Origin of the sequence: Shewanella canadensis, from assembly GCF_003966225.1 — a bacterium.
GTDB lineage: Bacteria > Pseudomonadota > Gammaproteobacteria > Enterobacterales > Shewanellaceae > Shewanella > Shewanella canadensis.
This window is the reverse complement of record NZ_RXNU01000005.1, coordinates 389,970-414,709: the sequence shown is the minus strand read 5'-3', so window position 1 is coordinate 414,709 and position 24,740 is coordinate 389,970. Positions and strand designations below refer to the sequence as shown.

16 protein-coding genes and 2 pseudogenes are annotated in these 24,740 nt (G+C 43.2%); 9 read left to right on the top strand and 9 right to left on the bottom strand.

The window, feature by feature from the left end:
- Positions 1 to 441 precede the first annotated feature (441 nt).
- Positions 442 to 1,914 carry a group II intron reverse transcriptase/maturase gene (gene ltrA, locus EKG38_RS12365; protein WP_126520546.1) on the bottom strand — a complete coding sequence of 491 codons (1,473 nt, stop codon included), beginning with the start codon at positions 1,912 to 1,914 and terminating at the stop codon, positions 442 to 444.
- 1,606 nt (positions 1,915 to 3,520) lie between these two features.
- Here ltrA and EKG38_RS12360 point away from each other — a divergent pair.
- From EKG38_RS12360 to EKG38_RS12340, 5 genes and pseudogenes are all read left to right on the top strand, one after another.
- Positions 3,521 to 3,937 carry a hypothetical protein gene (locus tag EKG38_RS12360; RefSeq protein ID WP_126520545.1) on the top strand — a complete coding sequence of 139 codons (417 nt, stop codon included), beginning with the start codon at positions 3,521 to 3,523 and terminating at the stop codon, positions 3,935 to 3,937.
- Positions 3,938 to 4,063: 126 nt separating this feature from the next.
- Positions 4,064 to 4,540 (top strand): hypothetical protein, encoded by a 477-nt coding sequence (locus EKG38_RS12355; protein WP_126520544.1) that lies wholly within the window; start codon positions 4,064 to 4,066, stop codon positions 4,538 to 4,540.
- A 6-nt stretch (positions 4,541 to 4,546) separates the two neighbouring features.
- Positions 4,547 to 4,663, top strand: a pseudogene (locus tag EKG38_RS12350) (integrase); the annotation flags it as partial.
- A gap of 700 nt (positions 4,664 to 5,363) precedes the next feature.
- Positions 5,364 to 6,740 (top strand): hypothetical protein, encoded by a 1,377-nt coding sequence (locus EKG38_RS12345; RefSeq protein ID WP_126520543.1) that lies wholly within the window; start codon positions 5,364 to 5,366, stop codon positions 6,738 to 6,740.
- A gap of 461 nt (positions 6,741 to 7,201) precedes the next feature.
- The gene (locus tag EKG38_RS12340) at positions 7,202 to 8,158 is read left to right on the top strand and encodes a hypothetical protein (protein ID WP_246033157.1); all 957 of its coding nucleotides are present in this window, start codon (positions 7,202 to 7,204) and stop codon (positions 8,156 to 8,158) included.
- A gap of 1,038 nt (positions 8,159 to 9,196) precedes the next feature.
- On the opposite strand, the gene EKG38_RS12330 is transcribed toward EKG38_RS12340, so the two are convergent.
- The 8 genes and pseudogenes from EKG38_RS12330 to EKG38_RS12295 form a co-directional block, all read right to left on the bottom strand.
- Positions 9,197 to 9,853, bottom strand: coding sequence for a recombinase family protein (locus tag EKG38_RS12330; protein WP_126520541.1), 657 nt, complete (start codon positions 9,851 to 9,853; stop codon positions 9,197 to 9,199).
- 39 nt (positions 9,854 to 9,892) lie between these two features.
- Complete coding sequence (bcp, locus tag EKG38_RS12325; RefSeq protein ID WP_126520540.1) at positions 9,893 to 10,357, bottom strand: thioredoxin-dependent thiol peroxidase; 465 nt, start codon at positions 10,355 to 10,357, stop codon at positions 9,893 to 9,895.
- Between the two features lie 146 nt (positions 10,358 to 10,503).
- Complete coding sequence (locus EKG38_RS12320) at positions 10,504 to 10,989, bottom strand: bacterioferritin comigratory protein (RefSeq protein ID WP_126520539.1); 486 nt, start codon at positions 10,987 to 10,989, stop codon at positions 10,504 to 10,506.
- Positions 10,989 to 13,190, bottom strand: a complete 2,202-nt coding sequence (locus EKG38_RS12315) for a site-specific integrase (RefSeq protein WP_126520538.1) — start codon at positions 13,188 to 13,190, stop codon at positions 10,989 to 10,991. Before EKG38_RS12315 ends, EKG38_RS12320 begins: the two co-directional genes overlap by 1 nt.
- A 13-nt stretch (positions 13,191 to 13,203) precedes the next feature.
- Positions 13,204 to 15,621: a hypothetical protein gene (locus tag EKG38_RS12310; RefSeq protein ID WP_221767757.1), complete on the bottom strand. Its 2,418-nt coding sequence runs from the start codon at positions 15,619 to 15,621 to the stop codon at positions 13,204 to 13,206.
- On the bottom strand, positions 15,563 to 16,963 hold the full coding sequence (locus EKG38_RS12305) for a tyrosine-type recombinase/integrase (protein ID WP_126520537.1): 1,401 nt from the start codon (positions 16,961 to 16,963) through the stop codon (positions 15,563 to 15,565). Before EKG38_RS12305 ends, EKG38_RS12310 begins: the two co-directional genes overlap by 59 nt.
- Before the next feature lie 90 nt (positions 16,964 to 17,053).
- Positions 17,054 to 17,389, bottom strand: a pseudogene (gene bcp / locus EKG38_RS12300) (thioredoxin-dependent thiol peroxidase); the annotation flags it as partial.
- Between the two features lie 22 nt (positions 17,390 to 17,411).
- Positions 17,412 to 17,951, bottom strand: coding sequence for a glycine cleavage system transcriptional repressor (locus tag EKG38_RS12295; RefSeq protein ID WP_126520536.1), 540 nt, complete (start codon positions 17,949 to 17,951; stop codon positions 17,412 to 17,414).
- Between the two features lie 298 nt (positions 17,952 to 18,249).
- Here EKG38_RS12295 and dapA point away from each other — a divergent pair, with 298 nt between their 5' ends.
- The 4 genes from dapA to EKG38_RS12275 all read left to right on the top strand — a co-directional run bounded on the left by dapA (position 18,250) and on the right by EKG38_RS12275 (position 24,701).
- The gene (gene dapA, locus EKG38_RS12290; RefSeq protein ID WP_126520535.1) at positions 18,250 to 19,134 is read left to right on the top strand and encodes a 4-hydroxy-tetrahydrodipicolinate synthase; all 885 of its coding nucleotides are present in this window, start codon (positions 18,250 to 18,252) and stop codon (positions 19,132 to 19,134) included.
- Positions 19,135 to 19,137: 3 nt separating this feature from the next.
- Positions 19,138 to 20,259 (top strand): NlpB/DapX family lipoprotein, encoded by a 1,122-nt coding sequence (gene bamC, locus EKG38_RS12285; RefSeq protein ID WP_126520534.1) that lies wholly within the window; start codon positions 19,138 to 19,140, stop codon positions 20,257 to 20,259.
- A 264-nt stretch (positions 20,260 to 20,523) separates the two neighbouring features.
- The gene (locus EKG38_RS12280; protein WP_126520533.1) at positions 20,524 to 21,609 is read left to right on the top strand and encodes an efflux RND transporter periplasmic adaptor subunit; all 1,086 of its coding nucleotides are present in this window, start codon (positions 20,524 to 20,526) and stop codon (positions 21,607 to 21,609) included.
- Positions 21,606 to 24,701, top strand: a complete 3,096-nt coding sequence (locus tag EKG38_RS12275) for an efflux RND transporter permease subunit (protein ID WP_126520532.1) — start codon at positions 21,606 to 21,608, stop codon at positions 24,699 to 24,701. The genes EKG38_RS12280 and EKG38_RS12275 overlap by 4 nt, the downstream gene beginning before the upstream one ends.
- The last annotated feature ends 39 nt before the right edge of the window (positions 24,702 to 24,740 follow it).

Genomic DNA, 24,740 nt, shown 5'->3' with positions numbered 1-24,740 from the left:
TCTTCAAATTATCTTGCAACGGGAGACCAGTCGGAAGTGGGCTCACTTTCGTGACCAGACACTAGTCTGTATCTGCATCGTTACAATGCAGCCTTTGCTTTTTCCAACCTCCTATACCTGCACCGCTATCGGCCATATTAGCTTTCCCAAAGGGAGCAATACAGGCTTACCGTGTTCCGTATGTCGCGCAATGTCAGGGTAGATGCCCGCTATAGTGCGAAGAGCTATATTGATCACGAAAGAGCATGGGGCAATCTCTTTCCAACTCTCATTGCCTTTTTGGCCACAACGTATAAACCACTTCCGCTGTTTCATCGTATAACGCACCTGTCGGATAGGCGACACTTGTTGCCAAGTGCCGCCCTCCTAAGAACCCAGCGTGCAACTTTCACTGCACTAGGCTCAAGCCTCCACTAAGGCATATTACGTTACCCAGTAACATCACAAAGCAGGTAAGACGGGTTCAGACCAAGAGTTTCTGCTCTCCTTACTAAGTTTCCGCCTACATAAGTAAGCTTTGTGCTCAGGTGCATAAGGCGTTGCTTCACTTCTGATTTTCACGTGTCTCTTTATTGGAGTATGAGCGATTTGCACAAGGTTGAATGCACAGTCCATATCAGCTATTTTCTGCCAACCGTGAAAGAGCCAATGGCCATTTCGGTTTAGAAAATATTTCCTTGCTACCCATTTTCTACCCTTGTTTGGATGTCGCCTAACCGCCCATCTCCATAACGCGAGGAATACTTGATGGCCTACATAGCTAAAGACTTTCTTTGCAACACTGTGACGATAATAGTTCGCCCAGCCTCTCAGTTTGGGATTCATCATCTTGATAAGATCGTTCACTGAGCTTGTTGCGTGTTTTCTGATGAGTTCACGCAGGTTTCTTAAAAATGACAGTACATTGCTCTTGCTCGGTTTTATGAGCAGTTTGCCGTTGTACTTTCTGAGATTAAATCCTAGAAAGTCAAAGCCATCATTGATATGGGTAACATGTGTTTTCTCTTCAGAGAGTGTTAAGCCTCTTTCTTGTAGAAATCGAGTAAGTTGCGGTTTGATTTCATTAATGAGCACTTCCTTTGACGCACCCGTAATAACAAAATCATCTGCGTAACCTATAAAATTAATCTTACCGCCTTTCCGATGAGCAATCGACTTAACCAGCTGTTCTAAACCAGAAAGTGTCAGCAACATAAGAGTTGGAGAGATGATCCCACCTTGCGGCGTTCCTTCTGCCGTTTTGTAGAACAACCCTTTATCGATAAAACCACACCCAAGCCATTGCTTCATCATTCTTTTGTCCAACTGAATGTTATCGATTAGCCACTGATGACCAATCTTATCGAAGCAGGCTTTGATGTCACCCTCAAGTACCCACTGCGCTGAGCTTTTGCGACTTAAACAAATGAAGCATTGGGCTATCGCATCAGCGGTACTACGGTTAGGTCGAAACCCGTAACTGTTTGCATCCGAAACAGTCTCAGAGATAGGCTCCAAAGCAAGAAGATATAACGCTTGTTGCGCTCTATCTATCATGCATGGAATGCCTAATGGCCTGAGTTTGCCGTTTTTCTTGGGGATATAGATCCGCCTGAGTGGTTTAGCTTGATAGCCTTTTCTACTCAGTTGACTGACCGCAGTCATGCGACGAGCATCTGTGTTCCAAATAATGCCGTCAATTCCTGGCGTTTTAGCGCCTTTGTTTTGTGATACTCGTTTCACAGCAAGAAGTTTTGCTGTTTTTGAGTGAGTCAGTAGCCATTGCAATGCTTTCACTTTGCCTCGTCTACCTTCTCTGGTTGCTTTTGCAATGCGCATTTGAAGCTTGAATACATGCTGTTCAATGACTTTCCAATTGATGGATTTCCATTGCGCGCAGTAAGGAGAGGCACTAACTTCGCTTGAAATTATCATTTGCGTTTCTCCATAAATAAAGTTCCTCAAATCATCTTGCAACGGGAGACCAGCTGGAAGTGGGCCCACTTTCGTGCCAGACACCAGTCTGTATCTGCATCATTACAATGCAGCATTAGCTTTCTCCAGCCTCCTTTACCTGCATCACTATCGGCTCTCTTTGCAGAGAGCTTTCCCATTAGGAGCGATACAGGCTTACCGTGTTCCGTATGTCACGCAATGTCAGGGTAGATGCCCACTATAATGCGGAGAGCGTGTTGATCACGAAAGAATACACGCAAACTTCTTTCCTACTCTCGTTGCCTTTTGGCCACAGCGTGTAAACCACTTCCGCTGCTTGTGAAATTACGCATATTATATGGATTCACTTTCATTCATCTTACTGACTCCCTAGCACTCACCCAATTTGTGGTTATCAGGAGGAACGTCCTCTCACGATTATTTTCCCGTCTATTTAAATAGACTTCGTTACATTGTCAGGCTCGCTTCTTTATTCAGAGCCATAGGGTCATCTGGTGATACAGATGGTCCTCTCTTTGGGTCGGAGGACAGCGATCAATACGACTTCACGTCGCACTACGCGGATTTACATATGTTCATCATACTGACTACCTAGCACTCACCCAATTTGTGGTTATCAGGAGGATCGTTCTCTCACGATTCAGATCCCGATTGGTCTATAACCAATCTTCATTACATTGTCAGAGCCGCTACTTTATTCAGGCTCCTAGGTTCATCTGGTGATACAGATGGTTCACTCAAAAGCGGTGAACAGCGCTTCATACGACCTCACGTCGCACGCCCCATTACCAGTTAGTGCAATTACTCAATCATTTTGGGAGCATCAGAATTTGCCATAATAAATCGATTGCTAAATGAATCAAATAGTACGTAACTGCCGCCACGTATTTTGTACAGTTTAAGCATAGTTTCTAGAATGGATTGCTAGATCTCAGCAATAAGTGCCAACCAAGTTCAAGTGTCGTAAATCCTATGGGTATCCACTTGCTGTGGTTGCACAAAATCAACCGTCTGATATTTTAACTTTCTATAAATCTATAACTTGATGGCGCTATGATCCTCGTGATGTCAAGGTCTGTATGTGGTGAAATGTACTGCTTTTTATGCTGGGTGGATCGATAAATTTCGCTTTGGTAAACACCACAAAACATGTTGAGAGCAGAGCCAACAAAAGTGAGCAGGCCAACGAAACAAAAAATGGCGTGGATGAAAACATCCTTTTTAGAAAGGGTGTTACTAGCAGGATTAGCTCGAGTGAGTAAAAAGCGAACACTCATCCGGTCGCCCTGATAACAATGGGTGTCTTAGTTGTTCATTATTAATTATTAGTGTCTGGCTATGATTTTGTTATAGTGGTAACTTTCATGGACGATGCTCATAAGGTAACTGTCTGTTCAATCTGAGTTTTTCGTATTGATACCGCAATTGGGAGCATCTATTACATCACCCATGATTATTCGTGCTTTTTCTTTGATTTTATTGTAGCGCTATTTTTACACATTACATCTAAGATGTGTTTGATATAGTTGATGTGGTTCTTTGCTGCCAGCTTTACTTACCTGTTATCTAAAGGATTATAAATAAAATGAAAACTATATTACTTGCAAGCATATTAGCAATTTCTTCTTTTTCTACATTGGTTAATTCTGCTGAATTTGAGTTGGTATGTGAATACAAGACAGATAGCAATGGTGAGATTATGCAGTTAGAAGTTACTGAAGACAAAATCAAGTGGACAGAGATCACACCAGACGATGGAATGCAGACTTCAATCTTTGATCGTGTCCATAGTCAGTCTGTTAAATACGCTGGTGAGAAAGATGGTATGTACTTTAATATAGTAAAGCATCATACAATAAGAACTATGTATAACCCGACATTACCTAAGCCAGAAGTTAAGCCAGAAGTTAAGTCTGTATGGCGTACAAGTATAGTGACATTCACAATTGAAGGCGCTTTATATAGAGCTGGTGGTGAAGACTTAATTTGTAAAGCTATTTAAATATTAGCCTTGTTTGTTTCTAAAAAATAGGTAGGGAAATACATTTCAAAAAATTACTAAGACACCAATAATTGTCAGAGATCGATTCCAGAAATTAATGAATTTGTTTATTTTTTAAGGAAAACAATGAGAATAATAATGATGATGGCTGCTTTTCTCACTTTCAGCGTATTAGCAGAAGAGAAACCAGATCACGTATTCAAATGTAACCTGCTGGTAGAAAGTGGTGATGGAGGTGATGTTTATTACGAACAAGGGCTATCAATGCTGGTCTATGGTGACAGTGCAATGTTGAAGATAGGTAGTGATGGTGATTGGATTGGTGGACAGTATGGGTGGAACATGGCTAGCTCTGAAACCCCTGTATACACTGGAAGTGTTTGGAATGTCATCCAGCACAAGGAGTCAAGCAATGGTGTAAAATCATTCACTACCTACGCATTTGATAATGTCAGCTTCCCAAGTTTGGCATTTCATGAAGACGGATCTTCTACAAAAGTAGAGACAGTCAAGCTATCAATAGTCCATACCAACTTTACTAAGCAACTAGTGACGGGTGCCGAGACTATGGTTTTAGGTCAATGTGGCTACTTCTATAAATAATGTTATCAACATATTCGAGCTGTGCAGCTTTTACTCGGTCATACTAAGGTAGACAATACAATCCGTTATCTTGGTGTTGAATTGGAAGATGCTCTCTTACTTTCAGAAAGTACAGATTGCTAGTAGTAAGTGGCCCTAGAACCTAGGGCTATTTTTTCAGCGACAAGTCGGCGGGATTATTGCTGACGAACCTTTGCCCCAAAGCAAGTTAACCCACTTAGTTATTAGAGATTAACCGCATTTACTTTGCCATAAGAAGAACTTATGCTCAAACCATTGTCAGCTTCATAACTCATACCACCCTGCGCAGAGTTTTCCTTCATTTAAAAAGTAGATTTTCGCCATGCGTTGCTGATGTTCTTTAGCTACTAATTTGTATAGTCGTATTGGTTATTCACAAACTGCTGCCACACTTAGGTTCTGTAAACCTTTTTACAGCTTGATTTTATTGTTGTTAGTTGTGGGCTATTTTGATTGATTATCTAATTTGTCCAGAAACACCATGATTAGATCGTAGTGAAATCTCGGGGGAGATAAATGTCACAGTATTGAAGATTGGCGTTGCATTGTTGTTAGGTTTCATCTGTCGGTATGTTAGGTTTGTGAGGTGAATGCTTTTATATACATGGAGTGATAATGATTAGGTTTAAGTAGCGACAACCTTCTCTCTCCGATAGAAAAGAGCAACCCGTTACAAGATATCTACGGCTCACCAACCATGATTGTTATGTTTCAAAGTGGAACCAGATCGATTAGACCAGAATAAAATAAACGCTACAACTAATAAAGACATGAAACTCGCCAACTAACTTAAGGAAAAGTAATGAAAAAAATTTCATTTAGTCTAATTTTAGTCCTTCTTATTGGATGCACCCAATACCCAGAGAGTGCAATAATCACCGACAGTGACCTAAAGAAGGATTACCTAGAAAATAGTTATAGTATTGCATTAGACAGTAATTGGTTCGTTAATTGGCAGAGAGAACACGACTTTTACGACCAAACCATCAATGGCAGTAAAAATCTAGAACGGGCCATAAACTTCTCAAATGAATTAGATGATATTGGTATAAAACTAACCAGTGAACAAAAAGAACGCTTGAGTGAAATAGGTTTGAGAAAGGACAATAAACAGAGTTTTGACAAATACAAAAAGGGACACGAAAGAACTCTAAATGAAAATACAAGAAGATACGAAACAGCTGTAAAAAACAAGGAAATACTTGAAGATATACAAATGCCATTAATAAGGCTAGAACAAGCTCAAGGGGAAATGCTTGATAAAGCCTCAAAAATCAGTGACGAGGGGAGAGAAACACTAGAGGTAGTCGAAAAATTCTTTTTCCAAAACCGCTCTTACTTAAAAAATCATAATGTGGCCTACCAACTAAGAAAAAGAAATTACATTAAGGGTGAGTCATTTAAATCAACCGTTAAAGTGGGCGCTGAATGTCCTAACCAATACAGAAATGAGAAAGGTAGAGTTGAGTATGGCTTTATGTATTTAACCACAATAAAATATGATGAAGTAGAGTTGTGCAGCTATTTGAATGTTATAAGTACATATTATGTAGGTGAACAGGATAGGAAAGAAGATGTTAGACTTGTGCTCAGCCTAAAAACACTCCCAGAGCTAAAGAAAGTTGCAATAAAATCTGCGCATCATTTTATCGTATCGGCATACCTAGAGAGAAAAGCGAAAAGTATATTTAGGGATAATGGATATAATAACGAGCAATTAAGAGGCGCTAGAATTGGTAACAGCAATAAATTCATTAAGTGTAATAATTATGGCACCTATGATACATTATATCTAAATCGAGATGATTATATAGAAGCAACTCTTCGTGAGCCCAACTTGGCCTTGCAATGCGTAAAATCATCTCAGGAAAGTTATGATAAAATCGACATTAATAGTTATCATGCCTACTTAGCCACGATGCTACTAAGTGAAATAACGCAAGTAGACGAAATGGTTATCAACAAGTCACTTATATTCAACTCTTTGAAAATGTCACCTATTCAGGATGACAACAGCTTTAAGGTTTTTGAACAAGATGCTCTCACACTTATAATAAACAACCATAAAAAATCGGAATACATTGAGATAAACCCGCAGGATTTCATTGGAAATAAAACGGCAATGTTAAAAGGAAATCCATCTAAAGACATAAAAGAGGTTTTCAATATAAGACTATAATTGTTACACCAACAAATTAAGAAAATGACCTTGTAGGGCCCTAGGGCAAGAACACGTATATTTAGTTTTTGCCCAACCCATTTTCCGGCTAGTATAACCTACTCCAGATAGGCGCTATTCATGGCAGCCATGTTATGTTTGTGCCGAACACTGGCTATTCTCGTCTGCTTAATTGATTGAAAAAGGGGTCGGAGCGAATTAGGCACCTTAGAGTAATTTAAGTTACTTTTAAGTTATCCGATGACCGTATTGATAGCTAGCGGCTTCCTTCAGACCAACCCTCGCGGATAAGCCCTTGCCATTCGCTAGTAGTTAACGTTTAATAACGGCACGTTACTGGACGGTTATCTTCCTACAGAGGGCTTTCACCTTATTAGTTCATACCCATGCTGGGCGTACACAAACGTTAAGAGTGATTCCCAACGCTTGGCATTCCCCGCTCTGCGTTGGGTTACGTGTTTATGGCGCGATGGTTTTGGTTAGGTGGTAACGTTGCTCACACCTTAATGCAGCGTTATGTTAATGGAGGCATTTATCATATGCATGGTGTTTGTAAACTTTGCAAGAAAGAAGCAAAGCTTGAGTTAAGTCATTTTATTCCCAAGTTTATAGGGAAATGGTTAAAGAAAACCGCTATTACAGGGTACTTCCGAGAAGGCAACCAGGTAAGTAAACGAAAACAAGATATAGCTAAAGATTACTGGTTATGCGGTTCGTGTGAAGACATCTTTTCCACATGGGAGCGTTCATTTTCTCTGAAAATATTTTACCCATATATCGAAGACTCTAGCTTGGTTACCTCTTATGACAATTGGTTATCTAAGTTTACTGCTTCATTATCTTGGCGTACTTTGACGTATATTCGCAGTAAGAATAGCGATGAAACTCATTCCCAAGAGTATTTGGATATGCTGGCAACAGCAGAGAAAGGGCTTGCTGACTTTTTGCTTGGAAAAGTGTCTAACCTCTATGAATTTGAGCAGCATATTTATCCTCTTGATGTTATTGAATCGACTTCGTTTGATAACCTCCCAACCAATATAAACCGATACTTCCTACGCACTATCGCTATGGATATTGTAAGTAATTCACAAGGTACTTATATCTACACGAAGCTACCTTCATTTATCGTTATCGGCATTGTTAAGTGTAATCAATCTAGAGAAATGAGGTCTAGTCGAGTGGCTATTGGTGGCGGGACTATATCTCCAAGAGAGTATGTATTTCCTGATGGCTTCGACGGCTACATGATGGATGCTGCTAACAAAATCTCAGAACTATATGAACAAATTCCAGAAGAACAACTGGCTAAGATTGAACAATACGTAGTTGACAACCCTGACAAGGTTCTTGACTCAAAACTCTTCGAAGCCATAGTTCACGATTATGAAAGATTTGGTAAAAATTCATTAAGATAACAAGACATTTAAGAGTGATTCCCAACGCTTGGGATTTTCAACTCAAAGTTGGTATTGCGTTTAAGGTACAATGGTTGAGGATAGGTGATAGATGTTTGGTCAGTGTGAACTTTATTTGATTGCCATATATTTCCTAATGCCACGACCTACCTTTAGATCCTTTTCGTTAACCCATTTCTGTCCGTGCGACCTGAAGTCGTATGAAGCGCTGTTCACCGCTTTTGAGTGAACCATCTGTATCACCAGATGACCCTAAGACTCTGAATAAAGCAGCGAGTCTGACAATGTAACGATATTTGGCTTTATGCCGAATGGGAACTGAATCGTGAGAGGACGTTTCTCCTGATAACCACAATCGGGTAAGTGCTAGGGTGTCAGTATGATGAACGTAAGTGAATCCATTTAAGGTGCGTTATATGAGAAACAGCGGAAGTGGTTAATACGCTGTGGCCAAAAGGCACGAGAGTTGGAAAGAGATTGGACAGTGCTCTTTCGTGATCAAATAACTCTTCGCACTATAGTGGGCATCTCCCCTGACATTGCGCGACATACGGAACAGGGTAAGCCTGTATTGCTCCCTTTGGGGAAAGTTATCTGTGAAGATAGCCGATAGTGGTGCAGGTAAAGGAGGCTGGAGAAAGCCAATGCTGCATTGTAATGATGCAGATACAGGCCTTGTGTCTGGCACGAAAGTGAGCCGACTTCCAGCTGGTCTCCCGTTGCAAGAAAACTAGAAGAACTTTGTTAATGGAGAAACGCAAATGATGACTTCGATTGAAGTTAGTGCCTCTCCTTGCTTTGCTCAATGATAATCCAAAGATTGGAAAGTCATAGAGCAGAAAGTATCAAAGCTTCAAGTTAGTATTGCAAAGGTAACCCCTGTGGTTACCGGGTAACATAGTACGCCTTAGTGGAGGCTTGAGCCGTATGCAGTGAAAGTTGCACGTACGGTTCTTAGGAGAGCGGCACTTGGTAACAGGTGCCGCTTATCCGACAAAAACGAGTTAGTGATTAGCGGGGGCTCGAAGTTAGTTAGCTTTATGTTTGGAACATATCGGTCTGGAATTCAGCCTTCTTATTATGAAGTCCACGGTCTTCCAACCACGAGTAAAATCTACTTCTAGTAATCAAAACACCGCGTTCGTTTAGTTTTCTTAGGATTTCAGCTTTGGAGGTCTTGGTGTCGAGGAGGTTCAATATAAACGCCGTATGCTCATCAAGCCTGGACTTAACCTTCTGTCCCTTCTGACGGCCAGATGATAGCCCTTTGGCCTTTCGTTTAGCGTGACCAGCTTTGGCTCGTTCAGAGCGTTTCTGAGCCTCTACAGCACTGGCAAAAGACTGCCCAATAACTGTAAAAATGATTTCAGCATTATCAACGTTCTCAGAATTAATGATGGTGTCGTTGTATGCTAAATGCAGCTCACCGTATGAGGCTATCTGGCCGATAGCGCCGACCAACGCCATAACCTTGTGGCGACCCAGCCGAGTGATATCCGATACAATGATGCTTTGTTGAGAGGTAATGAGGGAAGATAACTTCCGCTCACTAAGTTCTGTCTTGGTGGCAGACACATGTTCTTCTATCCAATCCGATATTTGTATGCCACGTTTAGCGGCGTACGCCTTGATAGCTTCTCTTTGTGATTCGCCATCGGCTCTTTGTGGATCTGATACTCGAATGTAGCCAATCATGCCAGCCCCCAAGTTGAAGAGTTAATTGCTCATGGACGGTTATTTGCTGTTTAGGTAGTCCAATACAACTTCATGGTGGTCTTTGGTTTTGAACTTGTTAAATACATGCTCAATATAGCCAGACTCATTGATTAAGAAGCTTGTTCTTACTACGCCCATATTCTCTTTGCCCATAAATTTTTTGAGTTGCCAAACTCCGTATTTTTCACATACTTCGTGATCTTCATCGGCTAGCAAGGTGAAGTTCAATTCTTGCTTGTTGATGAAATTAGTCAGCTTTTTAGGGGTGTCAGGGCTTAAACCAAGAACAACGACGTTATGATTATCAAGTTCTGCTTTAGTGTCACGTAGCCCTTGAGCCTGAACAGTACAACCTGGCGTTGAAGCGCGTGGGTAGAAATAGAGCAATACTTTTTTCCCTTTCAGCTCAGAGAGCGTGACAGGGTTATTGTCTTGGTCATTTAAAGTAAAATCTGGTGCTGTTTTAGCGGCTTCGATTACCATGTTTTTTGTCCTTACTTTCTCAATTAGTGGTATGTGGCGTAGCTTTGTTCGCTACGTCCTATTTAGTGCATTTATATTACGTTAGAGTGTACATTTTTATCGTTAATTCAGTGTCCTGTCTAGTGATTACACTAAACAGGATGCTTTTATCTAAAATCGCCTTTGATAAGGTTATCAGGCCTTGCTTTGGTGACCTTATCCATTGCCTTCTCTCGCTCACTTTCATGCAGCATCTCCATGAGTTCCTGAACCATTTTTATATGGTTGGCTGCTTGTCTAGCTAACGCTTTCTCATGGCTTCTTGAGAGGTCTAAGTATTCCTTTTTTTTCTTATTGGCTTGAGTTCTTTCGCTTTTAAGTTTTTTAACTTCTGTTTGTAAAACTTCAACAGGTGATGTACTTGAGCTGTCATGTGCTGCACGAGCTTCAAGTGACTTATTCTTCACCATTATTTGAACGTCTTCATGCCTGCGAAGTGCACCCACAGAAAGTCCAGCTTCTTTCTCAACGGTACTATTGTTGATTTTTAGCTTACCTTCTCGGGCTTTCTTCCTTAGTTCTCGGTTTTCTGGTTTACCCTCTAACAGGCGCTCTAGGGCATTTATGAGCTTATTCTTAGTTGCTTGTGTCATTACGCAGTCACTCCGCAGGGTATCAGCAGGTCTTGAATTTCTTGAGGTATTACAACGGGTTCATAGCTGATATCTAGGTCTTTCATAATGCGTTCAGCAGCCGTGATTTTGATATACACTTCTGACGCTGTTTGAGGCGTTAATTCATCATGCTCAATGTCCCATAGCATATGAATTTCAGCTTCCTTGCGCTTAGCTTCGGCAAAAACGGCATCGACAATATAGTCGTTCTTACAGTCTACACATTCTAATAGGTTAACTTGTGTACGTAGGCTACAACCTGTTGAAGTGCAGTAAACGCCAGGGGCGACGGCGTGGATGTGGCGCTTTTGATCTCGGATTTGCTTTTTCCAGTAGTTGACCGAGAGCATGTCGTTATCGACCTTATCTTTAAACAGGTTACGCTCAGCCTTCATCATATTTTTGGCAAACTCTTTGCCCTTGCCGCCAGCGACACGTTCTTTATTTGCGAGCTTCTTGAAGATGTTCAGGTACACCTGCGCTTTTTGAACAATCCTTTCTTGATCAATGTCGTGAGCCAAGTTTTGCTTTTGCTTTCTGATTTTCTGGAATTTACTGGCGTTCTTAGCGTAATGGCGTGTCATTGCCATCGATACATGGCTGAACTGCTGCTTGAGCTGGGGGAACGCACAAAGCTCGAAGCCGATAAGATAGTAGGCAAACGAGCGACGCAGCTGATGTCCTGAGAATTCATAGTCATCCCCCACATTAAACGAAAGGTTAGGGTCAGAAACTTTCAAATCGATGACATCGTCATCGGTTAGCGCTAGCTTCTCTCCCAGTGCGCCTTCAAACCAAGCCGTTAGATGCTTTCCTAATTGGTTTTTATTAATTGCACCACAGTCCCCTTTAGTCTTGTGGAAAAAGGCTTGGCTATCAGGGTGACGCTGTCTAAGTGGCGAATGTAGCGCTTGCAGTATCTCGTAAGCCCTTTTGCCGACCTCTGTGCTGACAAACTCATCTTGCTTTGACTGAGAGCCTTTGGTGGTTTTTGAGAGGTCTGCATGAATAACGTGAATGGTTTGCCCTGATATGATTTCTGTTGTGCACCCATTTGCAGTATGTAGGTGAAAGGTTTCATCTGAGCGCATACCTGTGCGGGACATTAATGCCCAGAGGCAACCACCATTGAGTTGTTTAAATAATGATTGCGCCTCTCTAAGTCCGGTCACCTTCCTGTTGCCAACCCTCAATGTTCGCTCAGGGCGGAATTTGTCGATGTAGTTAGTCATGGTCGTAGGTTTGTACTTGCTGAGTAGTTCAAGGGTCGATTCTTGTGTCGGGTTATTGAGTGCACGAAAAGCAGCTTGAAAGGATATTTTCTTTTCCTTATCACCTTTATTTGATGAAGATAAATACCACTGAAGCCCGCCATTTTTCAGCTTTGCCTCATCGCAGACAAGATAGTTTGCATATCCTATATAGGTTTTATCAAAGTAGGTGGCTATGTAATCAGATAGTTTGCTCAGTTCGTCACGAATGGGGTATAGCTCGTTCACTAATGCTTCTGATTGTTGAAGTCCCAAATAGTACAGTCGCTGCGGGATAACCGTGAACTGCTCTTGCTCTTTAATGGTTAAACCAAAATCCGAGGCAGATAACGTTTTGGTCAAATTAACCTTGAACGGTAGTCGTGTTGCCTCTATGAACAGTTTGTTGAGTGGTGTATAAGTTTTTTCTCGTTCGAAGTCCAAATCGGTAACATCACCTAATACCCAAGCCTCTAACAGCTCAAAACTTAATAACTCAAAGCTATTGTGACCTTCATTCAGTAGAGCGGTGGCGACTTTCTTTAACCCAGTGATAGTTTTCACAATGCTCATAAATGAATAATCTTTGGGTGAGAGCCAGATCATACTCAATGCAAGTGCTCTCAATTGGTTTGTCAGGTTGCGCTCCATCACCTTTCCGTCTAGAAAGAAATCTAGAGTAAACGTTGCGGTAACATTAGGCTCAAAGAACGGTTGGAGATGACGCCAAGCGTTGTTGTCTCCAATTTTACCCAGTGACTCACCTGTGACGCCAAAACCAATATCTAGCGCCTCAAAGTTATCCCACTCGGCCGATTTAATGGCAGGCTCTAACACATTTTTCAGGTAATTTGTGTAGCTTCCAACGTGATTTTGCGCACTTAACAGGGCATCTTGTTGGCCGATGTTGTACTTAGGTAACTTTATCATGATTGGCTCCCAACTAACGGTGTAGGGCTAAAATGGCGTGTTCCATAGATACCCGAGGGTGACGCCCGTTTTGGTTAAATAATGCCATCGCATTGTCGTACACATCCTTGCTGGCGCCATCGAGAGTAACCTCAAAAGCGGCGATTCTTTCATGGACTTCCTCTTGCGCGTTAGGGTACAGGTTTACTGCCTCCTTCAGCACATCTATGAAAGAGATAAGTTTATAGATGGATTGAGTCTCATTGACGGCTTTAGCTGATTGGCATTTATGGCACATGTCGTATTCAGCACAAGGTAGTTGTAGCTTCATGGCGTTATTGGTTTCACGCTGGGTGTTTTTTCCACCTACAATGTTTTGTTGCCCATTGCAATGAATGCCATTGGGATTGGTTTTTGCCCTTTCTTCCTCTTGCTTCTTTTTCCATTCATCATGCGTCAGCATTGTGATGCCAAGTTTGGCTGCAACTATCTCTTTTGCCAGCTCTAACCCCGTGTCTTCATCCAATAGCTCCATCACTTGTAGAGCTTGTGAGATGATGATTTTGTTGAGTCTTGGGTCACCATTAGCATAATGTTTATCAATGGTTTGAAGAAGGTTTTGCAGGAGGCTTTGAACGCCTCCAGCACCACTCACTGAGTACACTTGGTTACTGGTCATTTCTCGCCAGCGGCTTGATTGAAGCGATATGAAGTATTCGTTGGTTTCAATTGACCATGTACTCATTAGATTAGCGCTGATAGGGCTTATTCCGTCCCAGTCTTTAGGGGCCTCATTCTGATGGCCTCGCTTGAGCAGCAAACGCTCAGCTCTTTTAGATTTTTGCTTATCGGCTAACTCTGTGGCGAATTGTTCAATATCTTTGATCAACGCCTTGTCAGCAGCAGGAACAGAGAAGTGGTGGCTCTCGCCATTGCGGTATTTGAACGACACACTGATGTTGCCCTCTGCGTCTTTATCCGAATAAGTCAGCGGCAGTAAGATGCCCTTGAGGGGTAAGTCTGTGTAACACGATAGAATGCAGTAGGCGCTATTTGTTGCGCCTTGAGTGGATTTTGTTTTTGAGCAAGGGCGAGTGACTTTACTTACGACAGTTCGGCCTAGCGTATTCGTCTCTTTTTTTAGCTCGATAACATGCTGGTTTCGATAGCTGTGAAACAACTCCTTAAACCATGGCAGGCAAGATGCACGAGTGGGTGAGAGTAAGTTTAATTCTACCATTAGATGCTTATTTATTTCCTGCAAATCAAACGAGCTATTTTTCTCCCCTTGGTTATTCAGCTTGAACAGTAACTCAGAGCCTTCTGCGCCACCGCCGTAGAGAGCTGAAAGCGTTTCAAGGGTTTTAATAAACTTCACTCCATCCCGTTTATCAACATCGAAGCTTTGGTTGGTAAGTACAGCGTCTACCTCTTTATTTGCGCGTGCCTTAAAGCTCGATACCTTAACCACTTGTAAGCTTTTATCCCGCTCATCAGTATGAATCGTGGTTGGATGAGCGATGCTCTGTATGTCGCCATCGTTTAATGAGGTAAAAAAACACATAAGGTGATAAGCCGCCCCCATCGCCATGTTAAACGCAGCGGAAGACCTTACGGATATTCCCGTTTTACTCATCCAAAGGTTTCGGGGTTTGAGAGACGTTTTAATTGAAATGATTTCTTGGTGGCCACCAAAGCCAATAACGACAGGCAATTCGTCAGGCAGGACAAGGTTTTCTTTTTTTGCCGCAATGAGCTGTGGGGCTAGGGTGAAAAATAACTCACTCAACCGAGCAACAAGCAACTCTTCTTCAGCGTTAGAGTAACCCTTATATGATGTCGTTTCGCCAGTAAACCCTCGGTGATGGGTTGCCCATGTTTCAGCGGGTAATCCACACAATGAAAGGGCGGTGCGAAGTTCTGAGGTTATTTGACAGGCTGAGGTTTCCATAATACCCAACTCATCGCCATGACTCATCTCCCATAGCCTTTTGGATGGGCGGTACATTTTCATCCGGTGCCGCAGTTCGCCATCATTGCCGGCATATTTTAAATAGCCAGCTTCAGAAAAGGGGTCAACGTTTACGGCGTCACAAAAGACAATGAAGGCTCTTAATATATCGTATAACTCCGAGACGGTTGCTGCCGACCTGCCATTATCAACATACTGGTGGGCTTTTTTACAAAAGTTCCTTAAAAAAGGAATACGGCTGTTGATTTTGACTTTATTGCTGTTTGCGGCAAGGTGTAACAGGTGTGATATATCAAACTCGGTTGCATTCCTGCTTTTGCTGTCCTTATAGGGGATGGTAAGGTGCAACGGAACCACATTCTTACTATTTCTAACGTGCTTAACCGTCTTTGAGTTCTTCGCGAGTGGACTTTTTCCCATGCTACCACCCCTTGTTAATCTTGTTGTTTTTGCTCTTTGCAACCCGTAACTGCTCATCAAACTTATTCATGAACTTAATGTACTTTTCCGTCGTTGCGGTGCTTGCATGCCCCATCAGTTCCGCCAACTCATCCATCAGGAAGTCATAGGCAACATGTCGCTTTTGGGATTCACTCCAAAGCCAATGAGTCGCAAAGGTTGAACGCAAATCATGAACTCGGTAGTACCAAGTAGGTTCTATCGTTTGGATTAGCCTTCTCAATACTCCAAAATGGACTTCCACAGTGTTTTCTGTATACGGGCGTCCTTTATTGGAAACAAAAAGGTAATCAGTGCAATCCACCTCTTCTTTAGAATCAATCAGCTCTTTGCGTTTAACTAGGTGCTTTTGTCGTTGTTTACTTTCTTTGTATTGCTCTAATTCTTCGTAAAGCTCGATAGGGATTTCAACAATACGGGGCTTACTGCCCTTGGTGCGTGTAATGTGAACGGGTACAACGTCTAATTCACTAAAATCCTTGTTACCAATGTTGTGTGCTGGGAAGTGAGTGGCTTCTTCAACCCTAAGTCCTGACTCCTCACACAACCTTAGCATTAGGGAGATAGGCTTTGGCAACGTATCGATATGTTGGTTGAACAACGCTTTCTGTTCGAACGTCATAGGTTTTAATTTTTTATCAGCAGGCGTTTTATCATTCTTTGGAAACATCTTCATGATGTTTGACATTTCATAAACACGTTTTGAACCAGATTGAGTATGTGCAAGCATATCGTGTTGATTAATGCCTTCATAAATCTCAACGGTAGTGAAATGCGTTAATACATGTTCATCATCATTTTTGAGGTAACCATGTCTGTACATCCACTTGTAGAAGCCAATAACGGCCCCCATATAGCTTCTTGCAGTGGCAAGAGAGTATGCTTCATCACCTGTTGAATTTTGTTTAGCACGACAGTTTGCTAAAAGGTGTTCAGCAAAGCGCCAAGGCGCACCTTCTTCTTCATACTTCGTTAGAGACTTATACGTTAAATACTCAGTTGGTATTTCGTTACCATCGTCATCAAATCGAGGGTAATGTGTAGAATCTAAGTAGCGAGTATAAGCCAGTAACCCCTTTGCAATTGAGTCGGTGTCCTTAACGGCTCCCTTACCACGTAACTTAGAGACTAGGTAAAGAGATTGTGGGTAAACAACACTCCCATCAGGCGCAATGATAATATCTGTTTTCTTGGAGTATGATTGAAGTTTGGAAGGGGAAAGGTAGGGTGAATAAGTCACCTCTCCAGAGTCAGTATTTATGCTCTCTGAAACTTGGAGTTTTGCTAATGTATCAACCTCTATTGAAAGCAGTTGGTAGTCATCATAAATATTAGAATGTTTTTCATCATGTGTTCTTATCACAAACTATCCTCAATATGTTTACCACATATTAAAGATAGTTTCGTCATAAAAAACTATCAAGGTTTTTTGTCATGAAACTTTATCAAGGGTAAACTTTTTCTCGCCCCATACCCCAAATGCATCTGCAATAGCATGGTCTTCATCGCTTAACAGGGAGAAATTCAGTTCCTGTTTCTCGGCAAAACGGCTGAGTTTAGGTACAGGATCAGGGCTAATGCCTAATACCGTCACATTCAACGTATTGAGCGCTTTTTTACTGTCTCTCAGCCCACAGGCCTGTACAGTACAGCCTGGAGTCGATGCTTTCGGGTAAAAATAAACGAGTACCGGACCGCTCTCAAGGCATTGTGATAGTGAGATAAGCTGGTCGTCTTGGTTTTTCAGCTCAAAAAGAGGGGCTGAGTCGCCTTTTATCAGTGTGTTCATTGGTTTTCCTGTGCGGTCTCGATTATTTTGATGTTATGCCTTGCATACGCTTGATTGTGCAGTCTAACGCCACCTCATCAGCGAGTTCATTAATGCTGGTTTCTAATTTATCCAGATCAACTTTCTCTGGAACATTAATGGTGAGGAAAACGTTTTGGGACGGGTCGCCTTGATCATCCTCATCGGCGTGGGATCTCACGGCTGCCAGATCCAAGGAGCGGTCGGCAAGAAATTGAGTTATCTTCTTCATGGTGCCGCGTTGGTTGCTACCGCTGAAAGTGACTTCGAGTCTGGATATGTAATTTTGAGCTGTATGCTTCGAGGTTCGCTTCATCACTGTCATCAATTCGAGTTCGACACTGAGGCTCGGAAGATTCGTTTCCACCTTAGTGATTGAAGCCCAAGAGCCGGATAGCATCATGATTAATGTGAATTCGTTACCAAATAAGGCCATTCGACTATCGACAATATCGCAGTCACATTCACTTGCAAGTCTTGCAAATTTACTGACAATTCCAGGGCGATCGGCACCCAGCGCAGTAACAACAAGATGGTTGGACATGAATTCTCCTTATCTATTCGAATTATTAGAAAAAACGTAATATGTAACACCACGTTTAATAACAGCCGCTAATGTTACCATAAGTTGCGCAAGATGAGATCCCCATCTTATCCCTTGGTGTCTCCAAAGTGTTAGGCTCTGTGGTCTGCATATTGAATCGGATTGGCTCTATCTAACATTGAGGGTGTTGAATACTTTTCATGATGAAAAAGTCTTAACGCTAACCAAACGCTGAAATGCTTGTTTTTAGCTGTTAGCATCAGTACCATAGCGAATCCTGAATTCTTGGGGAAGTCACATGATAAACGGAAGCATCGTAGCCTTAATCACACCAATGAATAGTGATGGCTCAGTAGATTACAAAAGTCTTGAAAATTTAGTTGAGTACCATATTGCTGAAGGTACAGATGCCATCGTTGCCGTAGGCACCACAGGTGAATCTGCTACTTTACCTATTCCTGAGCATATCGAAGTCGTATCTCAGACTGTTAAATTTGCCGCGGGTAGATTACCTGTAATTGGCGGGAATGGCGGAAATGCAACGGCCGAAGCTATAGAGCTAACCAAAGCCCAGTCTAAATTGGGAGTCGCCGCTATGTTGGGTGTGACTCCTTATTACAACAAACCTAGCCCTAAAGGGATCATCGCGCATTATAAAGCCGTTGCAGCGAGTACTGATATTCCTCAAATACTCTATAACGTACCGGGTCGTACCGCTGTCGATATGTTACCCGAGACAGTGGCTGAATTGGCTGAAGTGCCAAATATTATCGGTGTCAAAGAAGCTACCGGTGATCTTAGTCGCGTTAAACGTCTGCGTGAGCTGTGTGGAGATGATTTTCTTCTCTATAGTGGCGATGACGCAACGGCCAGAGAGTTTCTGACTCTGGGCGGCGATGGTGTCATTTCCGTTGCTAATAATATAGTACCGAAACAGTTTAAAATGATGTGTGACGCTGCGTTAGCGGGTAATCTTCAGGCCGCGATGGCGGCCGAAGATTCAATCAAGGGGTTATTCAGTGCTCTGTTTTGCGAAGCGAATCCAATACCTGTGAAGTGGGCAGTTCATCGAATGGGGCTTATCAGCCAGGGCGAAATCCGTTTACCTTTAACGGAACTTTCTACCGAGTTTCATGGTCTGTTGTTAGATGCAATGAAAAATGCTCGAATTGAGGTTAAATAATAGATGTTAAAGCAAGTGACTCCTTTAGTACTCATCGCCGCAGTGACGGCCTGTAGTTCACCGATCGAACGCAGACAAGCGAACGGTGGGGACGAGTATACCAATGTTAAAGTACAACCCGCTTTGACCATTCCAGAAGGGTTAAATACTCCGACTTATAGTAAGGAATTTGATATTCCAAAGCTTAATTCGAAGGCCGATGACAAATTGGTTGGTAAGCTTTTGGATATCAGACCGCCATTGCAAGTGTTACCCATGGCGGAAGGCACTCATGTAGAAGAGAGTGGTGATAGCATCAAGATCGTTGTCGAGTCCATCGATAAAGATATCGATCTGAAACAAGAACTCTATACCGTGTTGAATAACTATTTGGCGAGTCAGTCGATTACTGTCCTCAGTGAAGATTACGACAAAGGCTTAATAGAAACGGATTGGATAGAAAACCAAGAGGTCATCGATTCAAGCTTCTGGGGCAGTGATGAGATCTATGAACTTCGTCAACGTTATCAGTTTGAGGTGGATGTTCGTCCCCATGGACGCAGTGGTAACATAGCTATAAACTTGATTGACCATGAAGAAAGTTTTGATGGTAAGCAGCAAAATATCCTCCTGAGTGGCGAAGATAAACGTCGCTATACCATTGATATGTTAAATAGTGCTGTTGCTTATATGAGTGTAAAACGCACTCAGGCTATCAAGGCCAAACGTCTCAGAGAGAGCCTGGGTATCGACGTTAATATTGTACAAGGTGCACCAGCAAGTGTTGAAGGAGAAGCGGCTGAACAGTCTTATTGGTTAGCCGATGCACCTTTCCAACGTACCTGGGATCGCTTACGTATCGTATTACCGGAAATGGGTTTCGAAATTGTTGATATGGACAGTAATAAGGGACTTTATTATATCAATGTTAACGATGATTCAGGCTTCTGGAGCTCACTATGGAGTGAAAAGAAACTCCCTGTTGAGGAAGGTTCTTATCGAATGTTACTCAAAGAGGGTGACAGCGAAGATAAGACACGCATCTACCTCCACAACTCAGAAGATAAACCCTTGGATAATGTAGTGGTCGAAGCTGTGTATGAAGGCTTCTCAGAGCTTATGCAAGAAGATCGTAAAATTCGTTAGTTAGTTTCAGTTCAATAGAACCTAAAAGGAGGCTAATGCCTCCTTTTTTTTATTTTTAAATAGCCGACTCAGTAGAGTAAATGACTCGATACAGCATCTATTCCAGTCGTTAGCATTAATCATCTCACCTCTGTTCGAGTATACCGATACCTTAAGTTGGTGTAATGAATGTGTTTAATTGTAAGTAAAGGTAAAACAACTTGATGCTGTGTTGCGCAAGGGTAAACTGTCATATATCAAAAGAAGTAGTACCTTGGACAGTTAATGAAAAAAATAATAATAATGATCATTTTGGCTTCAGTAGCTTGGTTTGCTTACCAAGAGTTTGCCCCCAATTCCCCCTCTAAAGTAAAAAAAGCCAGACCCATTGCTAATGTTGTCGTAGCCAAAGCCGCTATGGAGTTGGTTAGGGATGAGGTTGAGGCGCTCGGTACCAGTAAAGCCTATGAGTCAATAACGGTGACTCCTAAAGTCACCGAGGTAGTGACTAAAATTAATTTTAGCGATGGTGACAGTGTTGAGAAAGGACGCTTACTTGTCCAGTTACAGGATAGAGAGCAAGTTGCCAGAGTAACAGTCGCAAGGGTCCGCGTAAGTGATCATATGAGAGAACTTGAACGGATCCGCTCGCTGGTTACCAGCCAGACGATTGCAGAGCTGGAAAGAGACAGGCTTCAAACCTTAATCGACACCACGAAAGCTGAGCTGGTCCAGGCGCAGTCGGCGCTAAAGGATCGCACCATTACAGCCCCCTTCAAGGGCCGATTAGGTCTGCGTCAAATCAGCGTGGGTAGCCTGGTTTCTCCGGGTACTGTGATCACCACTCTGGATGATATTTCGATAATTAAGCTGGATTTTTCAGTTCCCGAGCGTTTCTTACAGTCGTTAGCAATAGGTAAAAATGTGGAAGCTACCGCGGTAGCATTCCCCGATGAGCTGTTTACCGGTCAAGTGGTCTCAATTGATAGTCGTGTTAATCCAACGACCCGAGCCGTGACGGTACGCGCGGAGATCGCTAATGCCAGGCATCGACTCCTACCCGGCATGCTGATGAAAGTAAAATTGATCAAGGAGAGCAGAGAAGCCTTGATCTTACCTGAGTCTGCCATCATCCCAATTCAGGACAGACATTATGTCTATCTCGTGAATGATGAAAATGTAGTGTTTAAGAAAGAGGTTGAACTTGGGCTGAGAAAGCGCGGTTGGGTCGAAGTGCTTACAGGGGTTGAGCTGGGTGAGCAGGTGGTGATCCGAGGCATTCTCAAGGTGCGACCCGGAGACAAGGTTAAAGTCCAATTTAGTGAAAATTTTAGTTTTTTAAAAGAAGCTAAGGTAGGGCCTACCGCATGATTTTAACTGATCTGTCGGTAAAGCGGCCTGTCTTTGCCTCCGTCATTAGTATTTTGCTTATCGCTTTTGGCCTCGTCTCCTTCGATAAGCTCCCGTTAAGAGAATACCCCAATATTGATCCACCTGTGGTCTCGATTCAAACGAACTACCGAGGTGCAAGCGCATCTGTGGTTGAGAGTCGTATCACTCAGCTTGTGGAAGACCGTATCAGTGGCGTCGAAGGTATTCGCCATATTAATTCATCGAGTCGGGACGGGCGCTCCACGGTAACCTTGGAGTTCGATGTTGGAAGAGATATTGAAGCCGCCGCTAACGATGTTCGTGACCGTGTATCAGGCTTGCTTAATAACTTACCCGAGGAAGCTGAGCCGCCGGAGGTGCGAAAAGCCAATGGTGGTGATGAAGTCATCATGTGGTTAAATTTGGTCTCAGACCAGATGACGACATTACAGCTGACCGACTATGCACGTCGTTACCTGACTGACAGGTTGTCTGTCATCGATGGTGTCGCCAATATTCGCATCGGTGGGGGTAAGGTCTACGCGATGCGGATCTGGATCGATAGACAGGCACTCGCTGCGCGGGATCTGACCGTGGCCGATATAGAAAAAGTGCTTCGCTCTGAAAACGTTGAGCTTCCGGCGGGCTCTGTCGAATCAAAAGAGAGACATTTCACCGTTCGCGTCGAACGAAGTTTTCGTACAGTTGAAGATTTTACCAACCTGGTGCTCACCGAAGGGGATGATGGTTACCTGGTAACATTAGGCGATGTCGCAAAAGTTGAGATTGGCTCGGAGGAGGAGCGTATCACCTTCAGGGGGAATCGTGAGGCCATGATAGGTTTGGGTATTTCCAAACAATCCACTGCCAATACCCTGGATGTTGCCAGAGCGGCTAATGCACTTGTCGATAAGATTAACCCGACCTTACCTGCCGGTATGGAGATAAAGCGTTCATACGACAGCTCGGTTTTCATCGAAGCCTCGGTAAAGGAGGTGTATCAAACTCTCTTTATTGCCATGTTTCTGGTTATCGTGGTTATCTACCTTTTCTTAGGTAGCGTACGCGCCATGCTGATCCCCGCAGTAACGGTACCCGTCTCGTTAACGGCAACCTTTATCGTGTTATACGCCCTCGGTTACACGATTAACTTGCTGACGCTGCTAGCCATGATATTGGCCATCGGTATGGTAGTCGATGATGCCATTGTGGTACTGGAGAACATTCATCGCCGCATCGAGGAGGGAGATTCACCACTTAAGGCGGCGTATCTGGGGGCGAGGGAAGTCGCGTTTGCCGTTGTGGCCACAACGCTCGTGCTTGTTGCGGTATTTATGCCTATCACCTTCTTAGAGGGCGATCTGGGTAAGCTGTTTAAAGAATTTGCAGTTGCGATGAGCGCCGCCGTGATCTTCTCGAGTATCGTCGCGCTGACTTTGAGCCCCATGATGTGCTCGAAGCTCCTTAAACCCGCGGGTGACGATCCCTGGCTTGTCAGGAAAGTGGATGCAGGAATGAACTATGTATCGGCTCAGTATCAGGCTCTGGTTATTAAGTTGATGCGTTATCCGCTGATGGTTAGCTCTCTGGTATTAATTGCTCTGGCTTGTAGTGCCTTTCTGGTTAAAGAGGTGCCTCAGGAGTTTGCGCCAAGAGAGGATAGGGGGTCAATGTTCCTCATTGTTAACGGCCCTCAAGGGGCGAGTTATGAATATATTGAATCCTATATGGATGAAATTGAAAATCGATTGATGCCTCTAGTGGAATCGGGTGAGGTAAAACGCCTGCTTATCCGCGCACCGAGAAGTTTCGGCCGCAGCGCCAATTTCTCAAACGGTATGGCCATCATAGTACTCGAAGATTGGGAACAAAGAAGAAGTGCATTCGAGATCACCGGGGATATTCGTAGTCGCCTCTCCGATCTCGCCGGAGTCAGAGCCTTTCCTGTGATGAGACAAGCATTTGGTCGTGGTGTCGGTAAACCTGTGCAATTTGTGCTGGGAGGCCCGAGCTATGAGGAGATTGCAAGGTGGCGGGATATTATCCTTGAGAAGGCTAAAGATAACCCTAATCTGGTGGGGTTAGATCATGATTACAAAGAGACTAAGCCACAACTTAGGGTCATCATAGATAAAGACAGGGCCGCCGATCTTGGTGTCTCCATATCCCATATCGGCCGAACATTAGAGTCTATGTTGGGCTCACGTCTGGTGACGACCTTTATGCGTGATGGTGAGGAGTATGATGTCATCATCGAGGGGAATCGGGATAATCAAAATACCGCATCGGATCTTGAGAATATCTATGTTCGTTCAGACCGGAATAAGGCATTGATCCCTCTGTCTAATTTAGTCAGTGTCGAAGAGTTTGCCGATGCGAGTCAGCTAAACAGATACAACCGTATGCGCTCTATTACATTGGAAGCAAACTTAGCCGACGGTTACAGTCTGGGAGAAGCACTGGATTACCTCAATGAGCTATCGAGTACTTATCTGCCTGCCGAGGCGGTGATCAGCTATAAGGGGCAGTCACTCGATTATCAGGAGTCGGGCAGTTCGATGTATTTTGTCTTTATTCTTGCACTCGGGATTGTCTTTTTGGTGTTGGCCGCGCAATTTGAGAGCTTCATCCATCCAATGGTTATTATGTTAACCGTTCCCTTGGCCACACTTGGAGCCTTGGTTGGCTTATGGTTAACCGGACAGAGCCTGAACATTTACAGCCAGATTGGTATCATCATGCTGGTCGGCCTGGCGGCTAAAAATGGTATCTTGATCGTAGAATTTGCCAATCAGCTCAGGGATAAAGGGGTCGAGTTCGAAAAGGCCATTGTACAGGCGTCGGCGCAAAGATTACGTCCTATTTTAATGACCGGGATCACCACCGCTGCCGGTGCCGTACCTCTGGTATTGGCTCAGGGAGCAGGAGCTGAAACAAGATTTGTTATCGGGGTCGTGGTGCTATCGGGGATAGTGTTGGCCACTATGTTCACCTTACTCGTGATCCCTGTGGCCTATTCGCTATTTGCACGAAATTCAAGTTCACCCGAAGCTGTTGCACGCGAACTGGCAAAAGAGTTAGAAATAAAGTAATTACATAAATACAGCGTTAGATGTGTAAAGTAGCAAAAG

What these genes read in the sequence shown, in the direction of transcription:
- ltrA (WP_126520546.1), bottom strand. Translation starts at nt 1,914, where the DNA reads ATGATAATTTCAAGCGAAGTTAGTGCCTCTCCTTACTGCGCGCAATGG.
- EKG38_RS12360 (WP_126520545.1), top strand. Translation starts at nt 3,521, where the DNA reads ATGAAAACTATATTACTTGCAAGCATATTAGCAATTTCTTCTTTTTCT.
- EKG38_RS12355 (WP_126520544.1), top strand. Translation starts at nt 4,064, where the DNA reads ATGAGAATAATAATGATGATGGCTGCTTTTCTCACTTTCAGCGTATTA.
- EKG38_RS12345 (WP_126520543.1), top strand. Translation starts at nt 5,364, where the DNA reads ATGAAAAAAATTTCATTTAGTCTAATTTTAGTCCTTCTTATTGGATGC.
- EKG38_RS12340 (WP_246033157.1), top strand. Translation starts at nt 7,202, where the DNA reads ATGGCGCGATGGTTTTGGTTAGGTGGTAACGTTGCTCACACCTTAATG.
- EKG38_RS12330 (WP_126520541.1), bottom strand. Translation starts at nt 9,853, where the DNA reads ATGATTGGCTACATTCGAGTATCAGATCCACAAAGAGCCGATGGCGAA.
- bcp (WP_126520540.1), bottom strand. Translation starts at nt 10,357, where the DNA reads ATGGTAATCGAAGCCGCTAAAACAGCACCAGATTTTACTTTAAATGAC.
- EKG38_RS12320 (WP_126520539.1), bottom strand. Translation starts at nt 10,989, where the DNA reads ATGACACAAGCAACTAAGAATAAGCTCATAAATGCCCTAGAGCGCCTG.
- EKG38_RS12315 (WP_126520538.1), bottom strand. Translation starts at nt 13,190, where the DNA reads ATGATAAAGTTACCTAAGTACAACATCGGCCAACAAGATGCCCTGTTA.
- EKG38_RS12295 (WP_126520536.1), bottom strand. Translation starts at nt 17,951, where the DNA reads ATGTCCAACCATCTTGTTGTTACTGCGCTGGGTGCCGATCGCCCTGGA.
- dapA (WP_126520535.1), top strand. Translation starts at nt 18,250, where the DNA reads ATGATAAACGGAAGCATCGTAGCCTTAATCACACCAATGAATAGTGAT.
- bamC (WP_126520534.1), top strand. Translation starts at nt 19,138, where the DNA reads ATGTTAAAGCAAGTGACTCCTTTAGTACTCATCGCCGCAGTGACGGCC.
- EKG38_RS12280 (WP_126520533.1), top strand. Translation starts at nt 20,524, where the DNA reads ATGAAAAAAATAATAATAATGATCATTTTGGCTTCAGTAGCTTGGTTT.
- EKG38_RS12275 (WP_126520532.1), top strand. Translation starts at nt 21,606, where the DNA reads ATGATTTTAACTGATCTGTCGGTAAAGCGGCCTGTCTTTGCCTCCGTC.